The following is a 20,666-nucleotide window of genomic DNA, read 5'->3' as shown; positions in this document are numbered from 1 at the left end:
CTCATGATCCTTCGATGCGCTTCAGCCGGTCGAGCAGAATCGCGCGCAGCGCCATAACATCGCCGGGGCGATCGGCAAGGAGGCGGTTCCCGATCGCCCTGCCCTGCCGATCGAGCCGACCGAGCAGCTCGGGCCAGGCTTCCTCGGCCGGCGGCATCCCGGCGAGGCCGTAGCCCACTTCGCGCAACAGCAGCGCTTCGTAAGCCGCCAGCGCCCGCGCCCAGCCGCGCGCCGAAGGTGCGTGGCAGATCGCGTCGAGCAGGGCGCCGAGCGCCGCGTGCAGCGCGGGATAAGGATATCCTTCGGGGAGGGCAGATGCGGTCAGCGCGGTCGCCCAGCCGATGCCGGCATTGACCAGCGGCTCGCCGAGCCAGGGCCCCCGGCTCTCGACCAGTTCAAGCCGCGCGCTCGGCAACTGGCCAGTGGCGCGGCCGCGCACTTCGGCATCGAGCACGTTGCCCGGGATGAGCAAAGGCCGCAGCTGCCGCCCCTTCGCGCCGGGCACGTACGCGGCGACGAGGCCGTGCGACGCGGTCAACAGCCGAACCACGGCGCCATGCTCGCCGTGGCTGCGTGCAGAGCACAGGATCGCGGGCATGCGAAGGTTCATCGCGCTCCTGTGCGTTCCATCGGGAACGGTGGCAAGCGCGACAATTTATGGCTTGGGAACGCACGTCGTTGTAAGGTAGTTTGGCGCACATGAAACAGCTATTCCAGCACGCCGCTGCAACCGAAGGGGTCGTCGTGCGCGTCGCGGTCAACTTCTTGCCGGAGCAGTCGCGCGTCGATGCCGGAAAGTGGTTCTGGGTCTACCACATCCGCATCGAGAACGAGGGCGACCAGCCGATCCAGCTGCTTACCCGCCACTGGCGGATCACCGACGGGCGCGGCCTGGTCAACTTCGTCGACGGCGAAGGCGTGGTGGGCGAGCAGCCCGTGCTTCGCCCCGGGCAGTCGCACGACTACGTATCGGGCTGTCCCCTCGGCACGCCGCAGGGCAGCATGCAGGGGCACTATACGATGCAGCGTCCCGACGGCTCGCTGTTCGAGGTCGCGATCCCGTTCTTCCCGCTCGCGGCCCCGGCCACCGCCAGCTGATTGCCGGGTGACCGGCCGCGTCGTCCGCGCTCGCGCGGGCATCGGCACGTGCCCGGGCCTCGCGCATTGACAAGCAGGCGCAGGGGCGGAAGGGAGACGACATGAAGCGGACCCATCTGCCTCTCAACGGTCTTCGCGTACTCGATGCAGCGGCGCGCCACCTTTCGTTCACCCGCGCCGCCGACGAGCTCGCCGTGACCCCGGCGGCGGTCGGGCAGCAGATCCGCGCGCTCGAGGACCTGCTAGGCGTGGTGCTGTTCCGCCGTACGTCGAAAGGGCTGGAGCTGACCGACGAGGCGAGTGCCGGCCTCGATGCGATCCGCGAGGGCTTCCTTCGCTTCGAGGAGGGCGTGCAGGCGATGCAGGCGGGCCAGTCGAGCCACGTCTACACGATCGCATGCCCGCGCGATTTCTTCGCCGCGTGGCTGTCGCCCAGGCTGGCGGCGTTTCGTCTCGAGCATCCGCAGCTGCGGTTCTACCTCGTCGGCGGCGATGCGGAGGTCGACTTTACCGAAGCCAACCTCGATCTCGCAGTACGCTGGGCCGAAGGCCCGGGAAGCCTCGAGGGAATCGCGCTGGGCGTGGCCGATACCGTGGTGGTCGGCGCGCCGGGCGCCGCGCCCGACGCGCCGTGGATCGGCTGGCCCGGCCATCCAGCTCCCGATGGCGAATCGCGTGAGGTCCAGTTCTCCGTCGGCGATGCCGGCACGGCGATCAGCGCTGCGGCTGCCGGCCTCGGCAGGGCGCGCGTTCCTTTGCTGCTCGCGCAGGCGGCGATCGATTCGGGCCGGGTGGTGGCGCACGAAGCGCCCGAATCCAGTCGCCGCGGTTACTGGCTGGTCGCACCGTTGCCGCAATGGCGACAGAAAAAGGTCAAGGCGCTGGTCGATGCCCTTGCCAAGGAATGACCTTATTTATCTTGATTAAAAGAATACGGCACTTGACTCAGTGTTAACCTCGGTGCCCCTATTCGGGCAGGATGGACGAGGTGGATCACGACGGTTCGGGGGACCGGGGGTCGGTCATCGCATCGCCAGGCACGGATTGGCGGCGCTTCTTCGTGCGTCTGCGATATGCGTTCCGCCAGCACCATGGCGAAGCGTTCACCCGCGCCTATGCGCTCTCGCTCTCGCGGCGCCTGCCCTTGCTCTACCTCGTCGTCGTGGTGAATCTCGGGTTGCTCACTTACCGCTTCCGCGGCGATGCGCCGACCGGGTTGCTTCTGGTCGGGCCGGGACTGTCGCTGTTCGGTCTGTGGCGGGCGCTCTACTGGTTGCCACATCGCGTCGCGCAACGCTCGCTCGACCGATTGAGGCTCGATCTTGCGCGGATGGGCGGGATCGGCGGCCTTGCCGGCCTGCTGTTCGTCGGCTGGGGCCTTGCCCTCTACCCCTACGGCAACGGCGACGGGCGCAGCCTGATCCATTACATGATCGCGGTAACGATGATTTCGGGCATCCTCGGCCTGACCCACGCGCCGCAAGCCGCGCTGCGCATCGCCATCGCGCTCGTCCTGCCCAGCAGCCTGTTCTTCCTGCTCGCGGGGCACCCGAACGCGGTCTACGTGTCGCTGGTGCAGATCGTGGCGACGGTGATCCTCCTGTTCGTGACGCAAGGGCACCACCGCGATTTCGTGAAGCTCGAACGCTCGCGCCAGCAACTGATGCGGCGCGAGCGGCAGGCCGCGCAGCTTGCCAGCGAAGCGCGGATCCTGGCCACGATCGATCCCCTGACCGGCGGGCTGAACCGGCGTGCGATCCTCGATCGGCTCGACTTCGAGATGGCGCAGGCGACGAATGGCGCGGCAAAGCCGTGGCTCGCCCTGATCGACCTCGACGGCTTCAAGCACGTCAACGACACCTACGGCCATGCTGCGGGCGACGAGGCGCTCAAGGCGATTTCGCGCCGGATCGGCGAACTCCCCCACGTCCTTGCCCACGGGCGGCTGGGGGGCGACGAATTTGCGGTGCTGTTCGATCCGGGTCTCGAAGGACCCGCGGTCGCCGAAGCGGCAGGACGTCTGGTCGGCGCGATCCGCACCGAGATCCCGCACAACGGCGCCAGCCTGCGCCTCAGCGCGTCGATCGGGCTGCACCGGCTCTGCGCCGAGGGCATCAGCGGCGCGCTCGAGCGTGCGGATGCCGCGCTCTACAAGGCCAAGGATCGCGGCGACGGATCGGTGGTGCTGTTCGGCCCCGACGACGAGATCGCGCTGCAACAGCGGATCGAGGTGACCCGCCGCTTCAACGACTGCGAGCTCGATGACCGGTTGCGGGTGCTCTACCAGCCCATCCACGATCTGGCGGGCGGGCGGATCGTCGCGGTCGAGGCGCTGGCGCGCTGGTCGCCCGATGGCGTGACCTGGCAGAGCCCGGCAAGCTTCTTGGCCATCGCCGACGCCACGCGCCGCACCGGCGAGCTCACTCGCCTCGTCCTGGCGCGGGCGCTCGCCGAATGCCGCCCGGCGCAGACGGGCGTGGGCATCGCGATCAATCTTTCACCCCGCGATGTCGTCCGCGATGGCGCGGCGGCCGCGATCGCTGCGGTCGTGCGCGATGCCGGCGCTTCGCCGCAGTCGGTCACGCTCGAGGTGACCGAGCAGGCGATCCTCGCCGATCCGCGGCGTGCGGCCCTGCAACTGCGCGCCTTCCGCGAACACGGTTTCCGGATCGCGCTCGATGATTTCGGCGCGGGCTGGTCGAGTCTGTCGCAGCTGCGCGAACTTCCGCTCGACATGGTCAAGCTCGATCGCGCGCTCACCGCCGCGCTTCCGGCCGACGCGGGAGCCTGCGCGATCGTCGGCATGATTGTCGCGTTGTCGCGGCAACTCGGGATCGACTGCACGCTCGAGGGCGTCGAGACCGAAGAGCAGGTCGCCGCAGCGCATGCGCTCGGCATCCGGCTGATGCAGGGCTACCACTTCGGCTATCCGGCCGCGATCGGCGAGGCGCTGACGATGCGCTGCAAGGCGGTCGCCTGACCGCCGCGGTCAGTGGAAGTCGATGACCGTCTCGCGCGAGGAGCCCGGTGGCAGGACGCGGCGGAACAGGCGGCCGTGCTCGCTCCACAACACCAGCGCGAGCGACGCCGCGCCGCCGACCAGCAGGGACAGCGCCAGCGGCGCGGCGCTGCCGTCGTAGGCCTGGCCGATGACCATCCCCGCCAGCGAGGCGATCGCCATGCGCAGGAAGGCCTGCACCGAGCTCGCCGCGCCCGCCGTCTCGGCGAAAGGCTGGAGCGCGATCGAGCTGAAATTCGCGCCGATGAAGCCCATCAGGCAGACGTTGAGCGCCATGACCGGAAGGAACTGCCACAGCGTTTCGCCCGGCTGGAAGGCGAGCCAGACCTGCAGGCTCGCGGTCGCGATGAACGCGAGCAGCGCGGTGTGCGAGACCCGGCGCGCGCCGAAGCGCTCGACGATGCGCGCGTTGAAGAAGTTCGCCAGCGACAGGGCAAGCCCGGTGATGCCGAAGCAGAAAGGCATGAGCTCGCCCGCGCCGAAGTGTTCGCCGACGAGCTGCTGGACCGAATTGACGTATCCGAACATGCCGGCGAGCACGAGGCTCGAGCCCAGCACGTAGCCGATCGAGGCCCGGGTCGTGGCGGCGCGGCCCATGTTGACGAGAATCGTCGCAGGGCGGATCGCCTGCCGGAACTCTGGGTGCAGCGTTTCGTCGAGGCGCAGCCACACCCAGACCCCCATGACCGTGCCGAGCAGCGCGAGCGTGGCGAAGATCCACCGCCACCCCGCGACCAGCAGCACCGTCTGGCCCAGCATCGGGGCGAGGATCGGAACGATCATGAACACCATCGACACGGTCGAGAGCATCCGCGCCATGCGGTCGCCGCCGTGGCGGTCGCGGATGATCGCGCTGGGCACGACGGTAAGTCCCGCGCAGGCAAAGCCGTGGAGCGCGCGCAGCACCAGCAGCACGGTGAAATCGGTCACCAGCGCGCAGGCCGCGGCGAGCACGATGAACAGCGCGAGGCAGGCAAGCGCGACCGGCCGTCGGCCGAAACGGTCGGCGAGCGATCCCGGGACCAGCGAGCCGATCCCCGTCGCGAGCAGGTAGCTGCCGACCACGAGTTGCCGGCGATTGGGGTCGCTGACGCCTAGGTCCGCCGCGATCTGCCCGAGCGAGGGCAGCATCGTGTCGATGGCGAGAGCCTGCAGCGCCATCATCATCGCCATCATCGCGACGAATTCGCGATAGCCGACGGCGCTGCGCTGGCCGGCTCCGGAATGATTCTGCGCGGTCATGCGCGACGCCTTAGGCGCGGCCCGGCGACGCTGCCAAGCCTTTATGCTGCATTGCGACATGCGCTAGCATGGATCGCATGGCCGAGGATCAGCATGGCGACGACAGCGACTCGCAGGGGGATCGCGGGCAGGACGGCCTGCGCAAGATCATCCACGTCGACATGGACGCCTTCTACGCAAGCGTCGAACAGCGCGACGATCCGTCGCTGCGCGGCCGGCCGGTCGCGGTAGGCGGGTCGTCGGGGCGCGGCGTCGTTGCCGCGGCGAGCTACGAGGCGCGGCGCTTCGGCGTGCGCTCGGCGATGCCTTCGGTCCGCGCGCTCAAGCTCTGTCCCGACCTCGTCTTCTGCAAGCCCCGGTTCGACGTCTACCGCGCCGTCAGCCAGCAGATCCGCGCGATCTTCCTCGATTATACGCCGCATGTCGAGCCGCTGTCGCTCGACGAGGCCTATCTCGACGTCACCGAAGACCTGCGGGGGATCGGGTCGGCGACGCGCATCGCCGAACTGATCCGGAGCCGGATCCGGGCCGACACCGGGCTGACGGCGAGCGCGGGGGTGTCGTACAACAAGTTCCTCGCCAAGCTGGCGAGCGACCAGAACAAGCCCGACGGACTGTGCGTGATCCGTCCGGGAGAAGGCGCGGCCTTCGTCGCGGGGTTGCCGGTCAAGCGCTTCCACGGCATCGGCCCGCGCGGCGCGGAAAAGATGGAGCAGCTCGGCATCCGTACCGGCGCCGACCTGCGCGCGCTCGACCTTGCCACCTTGCGCGGTCACTTCGGCAGCTTCGCCGACTATCTCTTTCGGGCCGCGCGCGGAATCGACCTTCGCACGGTGCGCGCGGACCGGCCGCGCAAGTCGGTCGGCGGCGAACGCACCTTCGACCGCGACCTGTCCTCCGGCCCGGTGCTGCGCGAAACGCTCGAATCGATCATCGACATCGTGTGGGAGCGCATCGCGCGAAGCGGCGCGCGCGGGCGGACGATCACGCTCAAGGTCAAGTTCATCGACTTTCAGCCGATGACGCGCGCCCGCTCGCTCCCCCGTCCGGTGGCGGACAAGGCCGAATTCGCGCAGATCGCGCGGGCGATCCTCGATTCGGTCCTGCCGCTGCCGCAACCGATCCGGCTGATGGGGCTCGCGCTGTCCGCGCTCGAGGGCGCCGCCGGCGAAGCGCCCGACGCCCGCCCGGCCACGACGACGCACGACGGGGCCGGGCGTGGCGCTCAGCCCGAGCTTCCGTTCTGAGCCTCGATCCAGTCCCGCCACATGGCGATGTAGTGCAGCGGACCCTCGCAGGTCCGCGCCGGGAGGGCATCGAGCGCAAAGAAGCGTGCTTCGTTCAGCTCGCGTCCGTCGCACCGCGGCGCATCGCGGGTGGTCCCGGCGACGAGCTCGGTCAGGTTTGTCCAGCCTTGCGCCGTGACGACCGGGTGCGAGCCGTACCAGGTAGCGTTCTCGAGCAGGCAGCCGGTTTCCTCGCGCAGTTCGCGCTGCGCCACCCTGACCGGGTCGCGCTCGCGTCCCATCCCGCCGCCCGGCAGCATCCACTCGTCGGGCCGGTGATAGCTGTGCCGCACCAGCAGGACCCGCTGGCGATCGTCGAACACCAGCACGCTGGTGCCGCGCACCCGCAGCCGCAGCAGCCCCCACAGGCGCAGGCGCCAGGGCTGCAGCGTGCGGAGCAGCCAGCGGTGAGCGGGCGCGGGCAGAAAGGACAGCATCGGCAAAGCCTGATCGCCCGTGCTGGACTTGGCAAGCCTGTCCCGCTGCGGAACAGGATGGTTTTCGGCTGGTTAACGCGCTCGACCTGCGGCGCGCGAGCGGGCAGGTCGGGGCGATGTCGATCCTTGCCCTGATGCTCGTCGCGACGCTCGCGGCCGACCGCGCTCCCGCCCCCTCCGACGACGGCCGCGCGCTGCGCTGCGCCGCCACCAACGCGGTGCTGGCCGCGATGCTGACGTCCGCGCCCGACGCCACCGACGCGGACCGGACGAGCGCGGCAATGTTCGAGGCGCGCGCGCGTGCCTGGCGCAGCCGGATCGGCAGGATCGCGTCCGATGTCGCGGGCGATGCCACGAGCGATCACGGGCGCAGCGGCGGGGTGGACGGCGCGGTCGCCGCACTCGCGCAGCAGGTCGCGGCGAGCGCGAGCCCCGCGGCGGCGCAGGCGCTGCTCGAGGCGCGGCTCGGCGAGTGCGCCGGGCCCGACGATCTCGGCCAGGCGTAAAGTTCACCGGCCTCCACGCCAGCATTTGTAATTCCATCGCATGAGGTTATGGCTGAAGAGGTGGGCCGGGCGGCGGGCAACGCCGCCCGCAAACGGGGGAACCGTCGATCTTGGCGCAGGCGATACGCATCGGTCCGGTGATCGGGTGGCGGACGTGGACGTTTCCCCGGAGTCCCTCGGTGCGGGACCTCCTGTGGTGGTTTCTCGTGGCGCTCAACGCGCTTCTCGCAGCCGTGCTGTTCTGGGTGGTGGTGACGCCGCTGTCTCCGCTCGGCGACTGGCGCCCGGCGACGGCGCGGCTTGTCCCGCCTGCCGAGCGCGCGGTGCTCTACGCGTCGGTCGATCCGTTCACCCGCGGCGGACCGGCCGCCGGTGAGCCGGGGCAGGCGGCGGTCACCAGCCTTGCGCTGACCCTGTTCGCCACGCGGACGGCGCCGGGCGGCTCGGGCAGCGCGATCCTGGCGGGCGCGGACGGGGTGCAGCAGGTGATCCGCGTGGGCGAGAGCGTGCAGCCCGGCGTCACCCTGGCCGGCGTCGCGTTCGATCACGTCGTGCTCGCCCGCAACGGCCTGCGCGAAACGCTCTATCTCGACCAGTCGCGCGCCGCGCCTGCCGCTGCCGCGCTGGTCGCGCAGAACCCGGTCCGGGCGGACAGGATGCGCCGCGCCGAAGACCTCCCCCGGCCGATCACCGTGCAGACCGTGCGCAGCGGGATCGGGTTCGGGCCGCGCGCGAGCGCGGGGCGCGTGGTCGGCCTCGAGGTCATTCCCCAGGGCGATGGCGAGACCTTCCGCGCCGCGGGCTTCCGCCCGGGCGACCTCGTCACGGCGGTGAACGGCCAGCCGGTGAAGGGCGCGGGCGACGCCGCGCTGATCGCCGGCGCGCTGCAGCCCGGCGCGACGGTGACCGTGACCGTCGAGCGCGACGGGCGCCAGCTTCCTCTTGCGATCACCCTCGGACAATGACCCTGAGACATCTGCTTACGGCGCTTTCCGCAGCCGCCCTCGTCGTCCCGACGCTGGTCCATGCCCAATACACCCTCAATGTCCGCGAGGCCGACATCCGGGCGTTCATCGCCGACGCCGCCGAAGTGACGGGCCGCACGTTCATCGTCGATGCCCGGGTGCAGGGCAAGGTCAGCGTGGTCAGCGACCGCGCGCTGTCGCGCTCGGAATATTTCGAAGTGTTCCTCTCGACGCTGCGCGCCAACGGCCTGGTGGCGGTGCCGACCGGCAACGGCGCCTTCCGCATCCAGCCGGTCGAAGGCGCCGCCAGCCAGCCGATGCGGATCGGCAGCCGCGGCGCCGCCCGCAACCAGATGGTGACCGAGATCGTGCGCCTTTCGACGATCGACGCCGCGCAGGCGGTCGAGACGCTGCGGCCGTTGGTCAGCAAGGACGGCTCGATCACCGCGAACAAGGCGGGCAATTCGCTGGTGGTGGTCGATTACGCCGACAACCTCGCCCGCATCCGCGCGCTGGTGCGCTCGATCGATCGCGACCAGTCCGCAACGCGCACGGTGATGCTCGAGCATGCCGGCGCGCGCGAGATCGCCACGGCGTTGAGCCAGCTGATCCCGGCCGGCGGCGATGGCGCGCGCAGCTTGGCCGGCGTGGTCGCGGTGGACAGCTCGAACGCCCTGCTGCTGCGCGGCGATCCGGCGACGCTCGGCCGGCTCGAGGCGATGGCGCGCCAACTCGATGCGCGCGCCGCGCACGGCGGCGAGATCAAGGTGCTGTGGCTCGACTATGCCGATGCGGCGGTGCTGGTTCCGGTGCTCGAGCGGCTGGTCGGCGGCACCGGCGGCAGCGAGGTGGCATCGGGGTCGCAGGCCCCGGTCTCGCTCGGCGGGGTCGGCGGCTCGGCGACCTCGACGGGCGGAGCGCAAGGGTCGACGACGCCGGCCGGCGGGCAGGCCGCGGGCGCGCAGGGCGTCAACCCGACCGGCGGTACCAGCGGTGCGCTCGGCTCGGGTCCGATCAAGCTCGAGGGCGGGCGCGGCACCGCCACGATCACCCGCTATCCCGGCGCCAATGCGGTGATCATCGCCGCGCCGGTGGACGAGCAGCGCCGTCTGACCGAGCTGGTGCGCCAGCTCGACGTGCCGCAGGAGCAGGTGCTGGTCGAGGCGATCATCGTCGAGATCAGCAACGACGTCGCGCGCAAGCTGGGCGTCCAGATGCTGATCGGCGGCAAGGACATTCCCTTTGCCGTCACCAATTTCTCGAATGTGTCGCCCAACATCATCGACATCGCCGGCGGGCTCTATGCCGACCGGCTCGACCAGACGACGACGGTGATCAACGGCAGCACCGTCACCACCAGCACCAATTCGCCGACCGCAGACCTCCTGCGCCAGAACGCGGCCAGCGCGATCCTCGGCGCCCAGGGCGGGTTCGGCGGGTTCGCCACCGACCTCGGCAAGGACAGGTTCTTCGGCGCGCTGATCAACGCGGTGCAGGCCGATACCAATTCGAACATCCTGTCGACGCCGCACATCACCACCAACAACAACGTCCCGGCCTCGATCCTGTTCGGCAAGGAGATCCCGGTAGCGACGGGCGAGGCGCTGTCGTCGGCGAACTACAACAACACCTTCCGCACGATCCAGCGCCAGAACGTCGGCATCGAGCTCGACGTCACGCCGCAGATCAATGCCGGCGACCAGGTCCGGCTCGACCTGCGCCAGCAGGTGTCGTCGATCGCGGGGCCGGTCTCGTCGCAGAACAGCGAGCTGATCATCAACAAGCGCGAGATCAAGACGACGGTGACCGTCGGCGACCGCGAGATCGTCGTGCTCGGCGGGCTGCTCGACGACAACGAGCGGCGCACCATCGAGAAGGTGCCGGTGCTGGGCGATGTCCCGCTGCTCGGCGAATTTTTCAAGTCGCGGGGCAAGAGCCACGTCAAGACCAACCTGATGGTCTTCATCCGCCCGACGATCATGCGCAACGGCGCGGACCGGGCCGCGCTGACCGGGCGGCGCTATGGCGTGATCCGCCAGGCGCAGGGCGCGTTCGACCCCAAGCGCGAGCCGAGCATCGACGCGCTGATCACCGACTACCTCGGGGCGACCCTGCCGGTCGTGCCGCCGACCGGCCCCGGCGACGCGATCATCGCCCCCCGGTCGACGACCCCCTGAGGCGATGGGCGCGGCAATGGACCTTCCCGCCGACGACGAGATCGCCCCGGGCCTGTCCCTTGCGCTCGGCGCCGACGTGTCGGGAGCGGGGGCGGGGTTGGGGGCTGGTGCAGCGGCGCCCCCGGCGGTGCCCTATGCCTTTGCCCGCGATCGCGGATTGCTGGTCGAGGCGGTCACCGCCGAGACGGTGCATGTGGTGCGGCGCGAAGGGGCCGATGCCCTGCCGCTGCTCGAACTGCGCCGCGTGTTCGCGCGGCCGCTCGCCTTGCGGCAGGTTCCGGTGGCGGCCTTCGAGAAGCTGCTCGGCGAGGTCTACGCCGTCGACGGCGCTGCGGCGGCAGTGGCCGGCGACCTCGCGCTCGGCAGCGAGGGCGCCGATTTTGGCCTGCCCAGCGCCGAGGACCTGCTCGACAGCGCCGACGATGCCCCGGCGATCCGCCTGATCAACGGCCTGATCGCCGAGGCCTTGCGGCAGGGCGTCTCCGACATCCATCTCGAGCCCTATGAGCAGGCGCTCGTCGTGCGCATGCGCAGCGACGGCGTGCTCGCGGAAAAGCTGCGCATGCCGCCCCACGTGGCGCCGGTTCTGGTAAGCCGGATCAAGGTCATGGCGCGCCTCGACATCGCGGAGCGGCGCCTGCCGCAGGACGGGCGGATGTCGTTGTCGCTGGCCGGGCGGCTGGTCGACGTGCGCGTCTCGACCTTGCCCAGTCGCGCCGGCGAGCGCGTCGTGCTGCGCCTGCTCGACAAGGAGAACGCCGGGCTCGACCTCGGCGATCTCGGGCTCGATGGAGACAGCCGGGCGATCGTCGCGCGCGCGCTGGCCGAACCCAACGGGGTCATCCTCGTCACCGGGCCGACCGGCTCGGGCAAGACCACCACGCTCTATGCCGCGCTGCGGCTCCTCAACGACGGGGCGCGCAACATCCTCACGATCGAGGACCCGGTCGAATACGCGGTCGACGGGGTCGGGCAGACCCAGGTCAACGCCAAGGTCGGGCTGAGCTTTGCCGCCGGCCTGCGCGCGATCCTCCGACAGGACCCGGACGTCGTGATGGTCGGCGAGATCCGCGACCGCGAGACCGCCGACATCGCGGTGCAGGCGGCGCTGACCGGGCACCTCGTGCTTTCCACGGTGCACACCAACGATGCGGTGGGCGCGGTCACGCGCTTGCACGACATGGGGGTGGAATCGTTCCTCCTCGCCTCTACCTTGCGCGCTGTGGTCGCGCAGCGCCTCGTGCGCAGGCTTTGCCCGCATTGCAGCCTCGAGCGTCCGATCGACCAGCCGCTGGCGGACTTGCTCGCGATCAAGCCCGGGCGGATGGTCCGCGACGCGGTCGGCTGTCCATCGTGCGACCACACTGGCTATGCCGGGCGCATCGGCGTGTTCGAAGCCTTGCGGGTCGACGACGAAGTGCGGCGGATGATCCTCGAAGGCGCCAGCGAACAGGCGCTCGCGCGCCATGCCTTCGCGCAGGCGCCACGGCTCGCCAAGTCGGCGCGGCGACTGGTCAAGGATGGCCTGACCAGCGCCTCCGAAGCGGCTCGCATCCTTCGCCAGGAAGGCTGATGGCGCGCTTTGCCTATCTCGCCGTCGATCCGCAGGGGCGCGAGCGGCGCGGCGCGCTCGACGCGGGCGACGAGGCGGGCGCGGCAGCGCAGCTGGGGCAGCGCCGCTGGCATGTGCTGTCGCTGCGCCCCGATCCTGCGGCGGCGCCCGCCGCGGTCGGGGACTTGCGCATCGGGCGGGGCTGGTTCGCGGCGAAGCTCTCGGCCAAGCAGCTCGCCCTGTTCACCCGGCAATTCGCGTCGCTGATGCTGGTCGCGCCGCTCGAGGAATCGCTGCGCACGATCGCGCGCCAGTCCGAGAAGGAGCGCACGCGCGCCATTCTCGCCAACGTCCATGCGGGCGTCGTCGAAGGCTTGCCGCTGGCCGAGGCGATGCGGCGGGAGGAGCGCAGTTTCCCGCCGGTCTACCGCGCAATGGTGGCCGCCGGCGAAAGCTCGGGCAGTCTTCCGGCCATTGCCATGCGCCTCGCCGACCTCCACGAGCGCCAGGCCGCGGTGCGCGCGAAGATCATGGCGGCGCTCGCCTATCCGATCGTCCTCTCGCTGGTCGCGATCGCGGTGGTTGCCGGCCTGATGATCTCGGTGGTGCCGCGAGTGGTCGAACAGTTCGAAAACGCCAGCCGCCAGCTGCCGCTGCTGACGCGCGCGGTCATCGCGCTTTCGCAGGTCCTCGCCGCATGGTGGTGGGCGATCCTGCTGGCGCTGGTGCTGGCGCTCGCCGGCTTCGTCCGGGCGCTGCGCGATCCTGCGTTCCGCCGGAGCGTCGATGCGCTGGTGCTGCGCCTGCCCCTCGTCGGGCGGCTGGTCCGCGACGTCCACGCAGCCAGCCTTGCGCGCACGCTGGCGACGATGATCGAGGCGCGCCTGCCGCTGGTCGAGGGGCTGCGCCTGGCGACGCGCACCGCATCGAACACCGTGCAGCGCGAGGCGCTCGGCGCGATCGCGGAAAAGGTGCGGGCCGGGCGCGCGCTTTCGGTCGCCCTGCGCGAGGCCGGGACCTTTCCGCCGCTGCTGGTCTATCTCGCGGCGAGCGGCGAGGCCGCCGGGCAACTGGCGGCGATGCTAGAGCGCGCGGCCGACTATCTCGAGCGCGAATTCGAAGCCTTCACCGCCACCGCCATGGCGCTGCTCGAACCTGCGATCATCGTCGTCATGGGCGTGGTCGTGGCCATGATCATCCTTGCGATCCTGCTGCCGATCCTGCAGCTCCAGAACCTCACCGGACTATGACGATGGACAGCGACCGCCACAAACCCCGCGATTTTCCAGCGCCGCGTTCGAACGGCTTCAGCCTGGTCGAACTGATGGTCGTCCTGTTCATCATGGCGCTGCTCGCGGCGGTGGTCGCCTACAACGTCATTCCGGTGGGGGACAAGGCCAAGGTCGTCGCCGCCCGCGCCGACATCGCCACGCTCGACCAGTCGCTCGAGATGTATCGGCTCGACCTCGGGGCCTATCCCTCGCAGGCCGAAGGGCTCGCCGCGCTGCGCAAGCCGCCGGCGGGACTTGCCGACCCCCAGGCCTATCGCACCGGCGGCTACGTCAAGGATCTGCCCGACGATCCCTGGGGGCACCCCTACCAGTACAGGGTCCCGGGCGACGACGGCCATCCGTTCGAGGTCTATTCGCTGGGGGCCGACGGCCAGCCGGGCGGCGAGGGGCTCGATGCCGACGTCATGGCGAAGAAGGACTGAACGATTTCCCCGCGCGCATCTTCCGGCGTGATTGCCCTGCTGCCCGAGCGCCCCGGTGCGCCGTGGCACTGGTGGCCGGTCGAGGACGATGCCGTGGGCGAGGGCCGCGACTGGTCCGGCGGGCAGGACGCGCCGTGGCCTCCCGGGAGCGACGGCGTGCTCCTCGTCCCCGCAGCGGCATCGCCGGTCACCGATGGTCCGCTGCCCGACCTGCCGGTGGCGCAGGCGCTCGCTGCCGCGCGGTTCGGCGCGGCGAGAAGCGAACTCGGAGGCGACCGTCACGTCGCGGTCGCGGCGCGGCAGGAGCGCCTGCTGACCGCGAGCGTCGGCCTTGCGCAGATGGACGAGTGGACCGCCGCGGCCGCCGCCTCGGGGCTTGCGGTCCGGGCGGTGGTGCCGGCCGCGCTCGTGCTGCCGCGTCCGCACGCCGGGGCGGTCGTCGCAACGCTCGGCGGGCAGGCGCTCGCGCGCACCGCCGAGGCGGCGTTCGCGGCCGAGCCGGAGCTGGTCGAGGCGCTCGCCGCCGAAGCTCGCGCGCTCGATCCGGCCGAGTGCGAAACGGCGCTGCTCGCCGTGCATCGCGTCCCGCCGCTCGATCTGCGGCAGGGGCGCTATGCCCCTGCGCGCGTATCGTTCCTGACCGTGGCCGACTGGCGCCCGCTGGCGCGCCTTGCCGCCAGCGCAGCCCTGCTCGGGCTCCTGGCGATGAGCGTGCTGATCCTTCGCTGGACGCTCGATTCCGATGCGCGCGAACGGCGTGCGGTCGAGCACGTGCAGCGCCACTTCGCGTCGGTCGCCGATCTCGCGCAGGCCGAACAGGCGCTGGCCGCGGCAGCCGCGCGCGAAGGGCGCGGCCCGCGCAGCGTCTCCGCGCCCCTTGCCGCCCTGCTCGGTGCGATGCGCGCGGCGCCCGGCGTGCGCCTGCGGGATCTGGCGTTCGACGGACAGGGCACGCTTGCAGTAACCGCGTCGGCGCCGGGGCCGGACCAGATCAACGCGGTGCTGGTGGCGCTGCAACGCGATGGCTGGAAGGTGACGGTCCCGCCCGGCCTCGCCCCCGATCCGACCGGCGCCACCGTTGCCGCGATCACGGTGACGGCGCCATGATCGGACGCCTTGCCCGCTGGCGGCGCGCGCTGACCGCGCGCGAGCGCTTCCTGGTCGATCTGGCCGCGGCGATCACCGCGGCGGTCGTGCTGGTCTACGGCGTCGTGCTTCCGCTCGGCGCGGCCTTCGACGCCGCGGCGCGGCGCCACACCGAGGTCGTCCGGCGCACTGCAGCCATCGAGGCGGTGGTCCGCGCGCTCGATGCCGCACCTCGTCGCACGCCTGCGCTGCGGCGCGCGGGCGGCCCGCTCGACCAGGCCCTGTCGGCATCGGCCCAGGCAGCGGGCTTCGTCGTGACCGCGATCGAGCCGCGCGGCCCGGCGCTGGTCCATGCGGTGATCGGCGGGGCGCGGGCGGGCGCTGCGTTCGCCTGGCTGGAGCGGCTCGACGGCGAGGGGCTGGTGATCGAGAGCCTGCGCGCCAGTCCCGCTCCCGATGGCGCGCTGTCGCTCGACATGGTCGTGCGCGCGCGATGATCGGCCGCCTGCTCGTCCTGCGCGACCGGCGCGCGCCGCGCGCTGCGGTGATCGGCATCGCCGCCCTGCTGGCGTTGTCGCTCGTCGCCACGGCGCCCCTGCGGCTGGCGGCGGCGGCCTTTCCCGCGATCGCAGCGCGCGAGGCGGAGGGCACGATCTGGGCGGGCACCCTGCGCGAGGCCTCGCTCGGCCCGCTCGCGCTCGGCACGGTCGACGTGCGCCTGGTCCCGTGGACGCTGCTGTCGGGACGTCCTGAAGTCGCGGTCGCCGGACGCGCCGACGCGCTCGGGCCCGCCTTGCGTGGCCGGCTCGGCCCTGCCGGGGCATCGATGCTCGAGGGAACGCTCGCGATCCCGGGCGGGCTGGGCGCCCTGCCGCTGCACGAGGTGACGTTCAGCGGCGTGTCGGTGCAGTTCGAGGACGGACGGTGCCGGCAGGCCGCGGGCGCGGTTGCGACCCGGCTCCCGGCCGGCGACGGTATCACGCTGGCGCTGTCGGGCGAGCCGCGCTGCGACGGGCGCTTCGTCCTGCTGCCGCTGCGCGGGCCCGGCGGAATGGAGCGGCTCGACCTGCGCCTTGCGGCCGACGGCCGGTGGACCGCGACCATGGTCTTGAGCGGGATCGCCGGCGACATGCGGCCGGCGCTCGCCGCCGCGGGATTCGTCGCCCGCCCCGGCACCAGCGACCTGGTGCTCGGGACGGGCGGTCGCTTCTAGGATCAGCTCGCGATTTCGGTGAGGAACCAGACGCGCTTTTCGGCCTGGTCGGTCCAGTCGTCGGCCATGCCTTCGGTGGCGTTGTCGCCGGCCTCGCCCGCCGCCTGCTTGGCGGCGCGGATGCGCTCGACCAGCTTGGCATTGTCGTCACGCAGCGCCTTGACCATGGCGATGGCGTCCACCGAGGTCCGGTCGTCGTCCTCGATCACCGACTTGGCGGCGACGGCCCCGATCGAGGTCAGCGTGGCGCCGCCGTTCTTGCGCACGCGCTCGCCGATGACGTCGGTCAGCGCGAAAAGCTCGGCCGCCTGCTCGTCGAACAGCAGGTGGAGGTCGCGGAACTGCGGGCCGGCGACGTGCCAGTGGTAGTTCTTGGTCTTGAGGTACAGTGCGAAGTAGTCGGCCAGCAGCCCGTTGAGGCTGTCGATCAGGGCCTTCTTGGCGTTGTCACCCGGCATGCTAATCCCCTTTGCGTGGTTCAGGCTCGGTCAGTCGGGCGATTATACGCCATCGTCGCCGAAAGGTTTCACGCAAAAGCCGGATGGCGGTGATCGGCGCCCTCAATCAGCGCGGGCCGGGGCGAGCCTGAGCAGGAGCGCGCCCAGCAGGGCGGACAGCACCGAGCCTGCGAGAATGCCGATCTTCGCTTCCTCGGCAATCTCAGGATGGCCGGGGAAGGCGAGCCCGGCGATGAACAGGCTCATCGTGAAGCCGATCCCGCAGAGCGCCGCCATGCCCCACAAGTGCAGCATCCGCGTTCCTGCCGGCCGCGCCGCGATGCCCAGTCGTTCGCTGAGCAGCACCGCGCCCAGAACGCCGATCTGCTTGCCCAGGAACAGGCCCGCCGCGATTCCCAACGGCAGCGGATCGAGCGGGCTGCCGCCCCCTTGGCCGGCGATCGCGACGCCGGCGTTGGCAAGGCCGAACAGCGGCACCACGATGAAGCCGTTGGGCGCAACCAGCGCGTGCTCGAGCCGCAGCAGCGGGCTGTCGTGCGCGTCGTTGAGCGCCATCGGTACGGTCAGCGCCGCCAGCACGCCGGCGATCGTCGCATGGATGCCCGAATGCAGCACCGCGTACCACAACAGCCCGGCAAGCAGCAGGTAGGGGACCGTGCGGCGCACCCCGCCGCGGTTCAGCGCCACCATCACCAGCAGGATCGCGCCGGCCGCGCCCGCCCAGGCCAGATCGATCTTTGCGGTGTAGAACAGCGCGATCACCGCCACCGCGCCGAGATCGTCGACGATCGCCACGGTCAGCAGGAACAGCCGCACCGACGGCGGCACGCGCGGCCCGATCAGCGCGAGCACGCCCATGGCGAAGGCGATGTCGGTCGCGGCGGGGATGGCCCAGCCGGCATGCAGTTCCGGGTGGTTGCGCGTTGCCGCGAGGTAGACGATCGCGGGCATCGCCATGCCTGCCAGCGCGGCGATGATCGGCAGCCGCCGCCGCCGGGGGTCGGACAGCGCGCCGGACACGACCTCGCGCTTGATCTCCAGCCCGACGACGAAGAAGAACACCGCCATCAACCCGTCGTTGATCCACAGGTGGACGGTGTCGAGCTTGGCGATCGGCGTCCACGGCAGCGCATGGTGCAGGACATCGTGCCAGGCGGTCGCGAAGGCCGAGTTGGCGATCGCGAGCGCCAGCGCGGCACAGGCCATCAACACCACGCCCGGCGCCGCCTCGCTCGCGAGGAGCGCGGCGAGCGGCCCGTGACGACGTCTGCTTCCTGCCATATTCGAGCCAAAACCCTGTTCAGTCTGCTTTGCCGTTAGGGCATCGCGGTCCTTACTTGCAGCCTCAAGTGAACCTCGTCAAACGGCTGGGGCACAGGACATGATGCCAGTGACCATGGCCCTCGACTGGCTGGGCCGGATACAACACGAACTGCTGCTCTTCGCCGCCGTCTGGTTCGCGATCGGCGCCCTCGACGAATGGGGCGTCGACCTCCTGTGGCTGTGGTTGCGGATCACCGGCCGCGTGCGGACGGGGCGGGTCGAGACCCGCAGCAATGCGCCCTTGCGCGGCGTGTCCGCGGTGCTGGTTCCCGCCTGGCAGGAGGCCGGCGTGGTCGGGGCGATGCTGTCGCACTGCCTGTCGGTCTGGCCGCAGCGCGATCTGCTGATCTATGCCGGCTGCTATCGCAACGACGCCGCGACTCTGGCGGCGATGACCGCAGCGGGCAACGATCCGCGGCTGCGCATCGTGGTTCACGATGTCGATGGGCCCACCACCAAGGCCGATTGCCTCAACCGGCTCTACGCCGCGATGCGCGACGACGAGGTGCGGAGCAAGTGCCGCGTGCGCGCGGTCATTCTCCACGATGCCGAGGACATGGTTCACCGCGACGCGCTGGTCGCGCTTGACCGCGCGCTCGACACGGCCGATTTCGTCCAGCTTCCGGTCCGTCCCGAGCCCCAGGCGGCCTCGCGCTGGATCGCCGGGCACTATTGCGACGAGTTCGCCGAAAGCCACGGCAAGGGGATGGTGGTGCGCGACTGGCTCGGCGTCGGGTTGCCGGCGGCCGGGGTGGGCTGCGCCTTCCGGCGCGAGGCGATCGACGCAATCGCGGCGCGGCGCGGCGGTCGGGAGCCGTTCGCGGCGGAGTGCCTGACGGAAGACTACGAATTCGGCCTGCTCGTCGGGGAAATCGGCCGCCGCGCGCGGTTCCTGCGCCTGCGCGATGCCCGCGGGGGCCTCGTCGCCACCCGCGAGTTCTTCCCCGGCAGCCTGTCGAGCGCGGTACGGCAGAAGACCCGCTGGCTTCACGGCATCGCCTACCAGGGCTGGGAGCGGCTCGGCTGGAGCGCGCGGCCGCTCGAACTGTGGATGCGGCTGCGCGACCGGCGCGGGCCGCTCACCGCGCTGGTGCTTGCCGTCGGCTATCTCCTGATCGTGCTGACGCCGCTCACGGCGGTGGGCGTCTGGTCGGGCCTCTCTGCTCCGCCCCCGCCGGACCCGGTCATTCGCGCGCTGCTGATCTTCAACTTCGTGGCCCTCGCCTGGCGCGTGGCGATGCGCGCGGCCTTCACCACGCGCGAATACGGCGCGGCCGAAGGCTTGCTCGCGATCGCGCGGATGCCGCTCGCCAACATCGTCGCGATCATGGCCGGCCGGCGTGCGCTCGGCGCTTACCTCGCCGCGCTTCGCAGCGGCCTGGTCCGGTGGGACCATACGGTGCACTTCGCGCATCCATCCATGGTGCCGGCTGCGGTGCGGTGACCGCGTCGGTCGCACTGAGCCCTTCGCGCCGCCGTGGTCAGCCACTCTTCTCTCTCATCGCGGTGCTGTGCCTGTGGATCGGGGCGAGAGCCATCCTGCTGGCCACGGACCTGCAACGGTCGCGACCGGACGCGCTTTTGCCGTCGCCGCTCCTATCGGGCAGGACCCATGCCGGGATCGCGCTCGCCCGCGCGGCCTCGACCGAGCGCCCCGCTGCACGGCGCCGAGCTTCGGCGTCGGGCACGGCGCCCGATCGCGGCGCGCGGCGACTCGTCGCGCGCCGCGATCCCTGGCTTTCCGGCGACGTTCCTGCCCCCCGCGACGAGGCCCGGCCCGCGCCGCGACCGGTGGTCGGTCCACAGCCCCCGTCCGCGTTCCCCTCGCTTGCCGGCGCGCCGGCCCGCGGCGTGGACCACGGGGCGAACCGCGGGGCGGACCATGGGCCCGCGCATGGAGGACGTCGCTGGTCGGCCGATGCCTGGCTGCTCGTGCGCAACGGCGGGCCGTCCGGTACGCTTGCCGGGCTCGTGCCGTCCTACGGGGCGAGCCAGTACGGGCTGGTCGTGCGCAGGACCTTCGGCGCCGGCCCGCGTGCGCCCGCCTTCGCCTACGTGCGGATCGCCGGTGCGACCGGACACGACGAGGCGCAGCTCGCTGCCGGGCTCGGCCTGCGCCCGTTGCCGCGGATCCCGCTGGCGCTTCTCGGCGAGGCGCGCCTGCAGCGCGACGGGCAGGGCATGGCCCTTCGTCCGGCGCTCGCGGCGGTCAGCGAAGTGCCGCCGGCGAGGCTTCCGTTCGGGATCGAGGGCAACGTCTATGCGCAAGCTGGCTGGGTCGGCGGGGCGGGGGCCACGCCGTTCTTCGATGCGCAGGCAACCGTCGAGCGACGCATCCCGCTGCCGCTCGCAGGGGTCGAGCTGCGGCTCGGCGGCGGCGCCTGGGCGGGCGGGCAGAAGGGCGCGACCCGGCTGGACGTGGGGCCGCGGGCGGCGCTGCGGACCGCGATCGCGGGAAGGCCGGTGCAGGTCGCAGCCGATTGGCGCGTGCGGGTCGCGGGCGATGCCGCGCCGGGTTCGGGGCCGGCGCTGACCCTGTCGACCGGCTTCTGACCGATCCCGGGCAAAAAGAGCGGGCTGCGACATTTCC

At 71.3% G+C, this 20,666-nt stretch carries 20 protein-coding genes; 15 read left to right on the top strand and 5 right to left on the bottom strand.

The features are described 5' to 3' along the window. Position 1 precedes the first annotated feature (1 nt). Positions 2 to 610, bottom strand: a complete 609-nt coding sequence (gene recO / locus K3A85_RS16940; RefSeq protein WP_225207689.1) for a DNA repair protein RecO — start codon at positions 608 to 610, stop codon at positions 2 to 4. Positions 611 to 699: 89 nt separating this feature from the next. Here recO and apaG point away from each other — a divergent pair, with 89 nt between their 5' ends. The 3 genes from apaG (at position 700) to K3A85_RS16925 (ending at position 4,078) form a co-directional block, all read left to right on the top strand. Then, a complete protein-coding gene (apaG, locus tag K3A85_RS16935; RefSeq protein WP_225207688.1) occupies positions 700 to 1,098 on the top strand; it encodes a Co2+/Mg2+ efflux protein ApaG in 399 nt (132 codons plus the stop codon). Between the two features lie 101 nt (positions 1,099 to 1,199). Continuing rightward, positions 1,200 to 2,006, top strand: coding sequence for a LysR family transcriptional regulator (locus tag K3A85_RS16930; RefSeq protein ID WP_225207687.1), 807 nt, complete (start codon positions 1,200 to 1,202; stop codon positions 2,004 to 2,006). 152 nt (positions 2,007 to 2,158) lie between these two features. Next, on the top strand, positions 2,159 to 4,078 hold the full coding sequence (locus K3A85_RS16925) for a putative bifunctional diguanylate cyclase/phosphodiesterase (protein ID WP_225207686.1): 1,920 nt from the start codon (positions 2,159 to 2,161) through the stop codon (positions 4,076 to 4,078). 9 nt (positions 4,079 to 4,087) lie between these two features. On the opposite strand, the gene K3A85_RS16920 is transcribed toward K3A85_RS16925, so the two are convergent. Continuing rightward, positions 4,088 to 5,359: a multidrug effflux MFS transporter gene (locus K3A85_RS16920; protein ID WP_225207685.1), complete on the bottom strand. Its 1,272-nt coding sequence runs from the start codon at positions 5,357 to 5,359 to the stop codon at positions 4,088 to 4,090. Positions 5,360 to 5,436: 77 nt separating this feature from the next. Between K3A85_RS16920 and dinB the strand changes: the two genes are divergently transcribed. Then, positions 5,437 to 6,606, top strand: a complete 1,170-nt coding sequence (dinB, locus tag K3A85_RS16915) for a DNA polymerase IV (RefSeq protein ID WP_225207763.1) — start codon at positions 5,437 to 5,439, stop codon at positions 6,604 to 6,606. On the opposite strand, the gene K3A85_RS16910 is transcribed toward dinB, so the two are convergent. Continuing rightward, positions 6,585 to 7,082, bottom strand: coding sequence for an NUDIX domain-containing protein (locus K3A85_RS16910; protein WP_225207684.1), 498 nt, complete (start codon positions 7,080 to 7,082; stop codon positions 6,585 to 6,587). The genes dinB and K3A85_RS16910 overlap by 22 nt on opposite strands. 116 nt (positions 7,083 to 7,198) lie before the next feature. Here K3A85_RS16910 and K3A85_RS16905 point away from each other — a divergent pair, with 116 nt between their 5' ends. The 9 genes from K3A85_RS16905 (at position 7,199) to gspN (ending at position 16,295) form a co-directional block, all read left to right on the top strand. Further along, entirely contained in the window at positions 7,199 to 7,588 is a 390-nt protein-coding gene (locus tag K3A85_RS16905; protein WP_225207683.1) for a hypothetical protein, read from the top strand. Between the two features lie 179 nt (positions 7,589 to 7,767). Then, positions 7,768 to 8,553 (top strand): type II secretion system protein N, encoded by a 786-nt coding sequence (locus tag K3A85_RS16900; RefSeq protein ID WP_225207682.1) that lies wholly within the window; start codon positions 7,768 to 7,770, stop codon positions 8,551 to 8,553. After that, entirely contained in the window at positions 8,550 to 10,730 is a 2,181-nt protein-coding gene (gspD, locus tag K3A85_RS16895; RefSeq protein WP_225207681.1) for a type II secretion system secretin GspD, read from the top strand. Before K3A85_RS16900 ends, gspD begins: the two co-directional genes overlap by 4 nt. 16 nt (positions 10,731 to 10,746) lie before the next feature. Further along, on the top strand, positions 10,747 to 12,303 hold the full coding sequence (locus tag K3A85_RS16890; protein WP_225207680.1) for a GspE/PulE family protein: 1,557 nt from the start codon (positions 10,747 to 10,749) through the stop codon (positions 12,301 to 12,303). Beyond that, the gene (gspF, locus tag K3A85_RS16885) at positions 12,303 to 13,532 is read left to right on the top strand and encodes a type II secretion system inner membrane protein GspF (protein ID WP_225207679.1); all 1,230 of its coding nucleotides are present in this window, start codon (positions 12,303 to 12,305) and stop codon (positions 13,530 to 13,532) included. The genes K3A85_RS16890 and gspF overlap by 1 nt, the downstream gene beginning before the upstream one ends. A 2-nt stretch (positions 13,533 to 13,534) precedes the next feature. Further along, positions 13,535 to 13,996, top strand: a complete 462-nt coding sequence (gene gspG / locus K3A85_RS16880; RefSeq protein ID WP_225207678.1) for a type II secretion system major pseudopilin GspG — start codon at positions 13,535 to 13,537, stop codon at positions 13,994 to 13,996. 27 nt (positions 13,997 to 14,023) lie between these two features. Then, positions 14,024 to 15,103, top strand: a complete 1,080-nt coding sequence (gene gspL / locus K3A85_RS16875; protein WP_225207677.1) for a type II secretion system protein GspL — start codon at positions 14,024 to 14,026, stop codon at positions 15,101 to 15,103. After that, positions 15,100 to 15,579 carry a type II secretion system protein GspM gene (gene gspM / locus K3A85_RS16870; protein ID WP_225207676.1) on the top strand — a complete coding sequence of 160 codons (480 nt, stop codon included), beginning with the start codon at positions 15,100 to 15,102 and terminating at the stop codon, positions 15,577 to 15,579. Before gspL ends, gspM begins: the two co-directional genes overlap by 4 nt. Further along, a complete protein-coding gene (gspN, locus tag K3A85_RS16865) occupies positions 15,576 to 16,295 on the top strand; it encodes a type II secretion system protein N (protein ID WP_225207675.1) in 720 nt (239 codons plus the stop codon). The genes gspM and gspN overlap by 4 nt, the downstream gene beginning before the upstream one ends. Before the next feature lie 2 nt (positions 16,296 to 16,297). Here gspN and K3A85_RS16860 read toward each other — a convergent pair whose 3' ends face one another. Continuing rightward, entirely contained in the window at positions 16,298 to 16,753 is a 456-nt protein-coding gene (locus K3A85_RS16860; RefSeq protein ID WP_225207674.1) for a Dps family protein, read from the bottom strand. Positions 16,754 to 16,855: 102 nt separating this feature from the next. Then, complete coding sequence (gene nhaA / locus K3A85_RS16855; RefSeq protein WP_225207673.1) at positions 16,856 to 18,034, bottom strand: Na+/H+ antiporter NhaA; 1,179 nt, start codon at positions 18,032 to 18,034, stop codon at positions 16,856 to 16,858. 103 nt (positions 18,035 to 18,137) lie between these two features. On the opposite strand from nhaA, the gene K3A85_RS16850 reads away from it, so the two are divergent. Further along, a complete protein-coding gene (locus K3A85_RS16850; RefSeq protein WP_318248100.1) occupies positions 18,138 to 19,520 on the top strand; it encodes a glycosyl transferase family protein in 1,383 nt (460 codons plus the stop codon). Between the two features lie 137 nt (positions 19,521 to 19,657). Next, positions 19,658 to 20,629, top strand: a complete 972-nt coding sequence (locus K3A85_RS16845) for a hypothetical protein (RefSeq protein WP_225207672.1) — start codon at positions 19,658 to 19,660, stop codon at positions 20,627 to 20,629. The last annotated feature ends 37 nt before the right edge of the window (positions 20,630 to 20,666 follow it).

The organism is Novosphingobium huizhouense (assembly GCF_020179475.1).
GTDB classification, from domain to species: Bacteria; Pseudomonadota; Alphaproteobacteria; order Sphingomonadales; family Sphingomonadaceae; genus Novosphingobium; species Novosphingobium huizhouense.
Note: the sequence above shows the minus strand (reverse complement) of the source record. Positions and strands in the feature narration are given on the sequence as shown.